Consider the following 3,269-nt stretch of genomic DNA (forward strand, 5'->3'; position numbering starts at 1 on the left):
TCAATTTATCTCCAATCTTACTTTCAGATAAGATATTTGTAGCTTTTTGAGTACCAGCTGTGGCAACAGATATTGCATCAGGATTATATATACCAATTTCATTTCCGTTAGCATCATAATTAATTTTTGCACAACGACATCCCATTGCAGCTTGCGGATAGAATCCGCTACCAGGTACCAAATAAAGTCCAGCACTACTAACTGCGGAAATGTCCAATCCAATTGCCCAACCTGAATAGAAATCACCTAAAGCTGAAGTCCATAACCCCGAATGATAAGAATAATTAGGAAATGTCGAAGTGATGGCGTTGCCAGTTGCATCATACCCTTTATACAGCATATCAATAAAATCATTACCACCATAGATTCCTCTAATTCCAGAAATTGGAATGGTTATATTTAGATAAGGCGCACTTAACTCCATAGTACCTGTCGCAGTACGATATCCTCCAGGAGTTGAAACTGTAAATGTTCCCCTTCTTACACCAGGATATACGAGTGCTGTGATTGGAGTGGTACTACTGTGAGTAACATTTTGAATAGTGCTTACAGCATTCTGTGGAAGGCCATACTTTACTAAGGTAGTACCAGTTTGATATCTATTATAAAACCAAGGAGAAGTTCCTTTATTGTAAGCAGTAGTTGCAGTGGACGCAAATAGGTTAGCTCCACTTACGTCTGGTATTCTCCATCCTTCAGGACAAGGGTCGAAAGCGGATTTAATATTCGCGTGCCCCCATCGATCATTTGCCAAATTATTTTCATTAGAAACCCAATCTTTTACCTCATTATAGTAGGAAGATGTTTTGGTATCAGCAAAACCAACCTCATTTCCAGTCCTATTATGATACAAGTAGGTTAATGGATTTTCAACCGAGTACTTCATAACTTTTCTAACTCTACTATTCTTATCATCAGAAGCAGTAACTCCAGCTAAGTTGCTATAGCTATTGTATTCTTGTGTATAACTATTTGAAACGTTATTGTAAATAGCTTCAGTGATTGCTGCGGAATAAGAAATTGTACTACCACTATATCCGTTTTGTCTGAAAATATTATATTTTCCAGTATAGGTACTTCCATCGGCTACTACTGCGGTTTGCCCTGTTGGGTTGTTAAATGATGGAATAGGATCTTTTCTACCCCACTGGTAATGAAGTCCGCCAGCAGCCAAATGGTTAGTCGCTGCATAAGCTCGTCCTGCCGCACTCATTGCCCCTAAATTCCTATCCATCATCGTAGTGGTAAGTGGAGGCATATAACTATTAGTTGGATTAACAAAATGACTATTAGCGACACGAATTCCTCCATTTTCAACAGTCTCTGTAGTATAAACAGTGTTATTTGTTGTTCGTGGATCTTGCCATGGAGCCCAAATATGCCAACTCCAAATTACAGGATCTTGCATCTTCTCATTAACCCACTGTCCTGAATTCCCTAAGTGGAAAGCTACCACAGCATTCCCATATTGAGTGGCATTTAATGTTACCTTTAACACTCCATTCTCAATGTCATTACCATTAATGATCTCAACTTTGTTAATAAGCGTCTTATTGGTAGTCCAAACCACTGAAGAACTACTTATAGAACCCGTTGGAAACTCTTGGTTATCACTCAAATATAACTTATATGCTGCATAAGCCTTTCTCAATGGAATAGTAATAACACGGTCAGATTCAACAGTAGTATTGGTCATCCCAACATAACTATTAGCTTCTCTTGACCATTTATCTATTGTTTCCATTGTATATGTAGTTGAAGCTGAAGCAATATATTCAGTTTCAAATGCAGTGGTCAAATCACTATTGGGATCTTTGATACATCTAATACCTCCAGTACCTTTAGTAGTTCCAAACTCATTAATTCCGAAGTCATGCCATCCAACAGTAGAGTAGGTTAACTGCTCAGAGTCTGAAATAAGACTTAAAAACCTTACTCCCCCAAACTGACTATAAGTCGAAGTCATCAGACCTCCATCACTATACTGATCTTGATAAACCAATGAAGCCATTCTACCTGTACTCTCAGGATAATATTCATAATTACCGTTGATGACAAGCTTTCCTAAATTTCTGTCTGCCTGAGCAGAAAAATTAAATCCTAATCCAGGATATACTTTTACATTTGGCATATCCGCATTAACAGCAGTAGGTGAGAACCTTCTTGTTGTATTGTCTGGCGCAACCCAAGAACCTTGTTTGCCCCAAGGACTACTAATGTTGCCATAAGTCAAACTACCATAATGTGATGGAACTCTCCATCCACATGGACATGGGTCGTACGCTGATTTCTCCCGATAGGTTCTACTTCTTTCCTTAACAGCTGAATTACTTGAAGTAACATTGGTGTAATACCCCATTCCATTATCAGACCAAAGATCCCAAGACTGTCTACTTTCTGCAACAGAATTATCCACTTTATAGTGTGTACTTGAGAACCATGTATTACTATCGTTATAAGTAATTATTTCAATAGGATGGGTCACAGAATATCTAATATTATCGCTTATCAAATTAGAGCCGGTCACAGGATATTCGAAAGCGCTGTTATAACTATCTGTACTTAACCCTCTGTACACAATTGGAATTGGCGTAGAGCTAACAAGACTACTTGAGTCTTGCAAATTACTCTTTTTATACAATGCGTTTCGATGTCTTATATTACCAACTTCCCCTGTAACTTCGTAGAAAGATCCATCTTTATAAACAAGTGGTGGAATAGGGTCTTTTCTTCCCCATTGATATTGCAATCCTCCTGATTTATGCCAATCATTACCAACAAAATCGGCATTAGTTGCCCCCAAATTTCTATCCATCCATTTCCATTTGCTATCTGGGATTATATTTCCAAGTCTATCTTTTTCAAGATATTCATTTCCTAATTTCTGTCTATAAGTAGAACCATTAATCGTTGGATCATCAGTTACCCATACATGCCAAGACCAATAGATTGTTTCACCAACCTTATAGGAAATTACTGCATTTCCCTCTTTCAGCTTGTTAACAAGAACTTTGATTTTTGCATTTTCGCCACTTCCTTCTAATGATACAGACTTAATAAGACTGTTATCATCCTCCCAATACAATCCTGCTGATGCTGTTCCTGATTGGGGAATAGGTGTATAATTCCCAGCTGCGTCTTTCATAAAGTCGCCTCCGGAAGACCACATTTGATATGCTTTTTTCACTGGAATATAAAGACCATCCACATCGTTTCCATTTTTATCTTTCCCTGTGAAAATATAAGTATTAGGTGCTAATTTCCAATCT

1 protein-coding gene is annotated in these 3,269 nt (G+C 37.9%); it reads right to left on the reverse strand.

The features are described 5' to 3' along the window. Positions 1-3,269: hypothetical protein (locus tag AC4AGG_RS15870; RefSeq protein WP_489772997.1), on the reverse strand; the 3,269-nt coding region annotated here is incomplete at both ends.

This window comes from Chryseobacterium sp. CG10_8 (genome assembly GCF_058117085.1).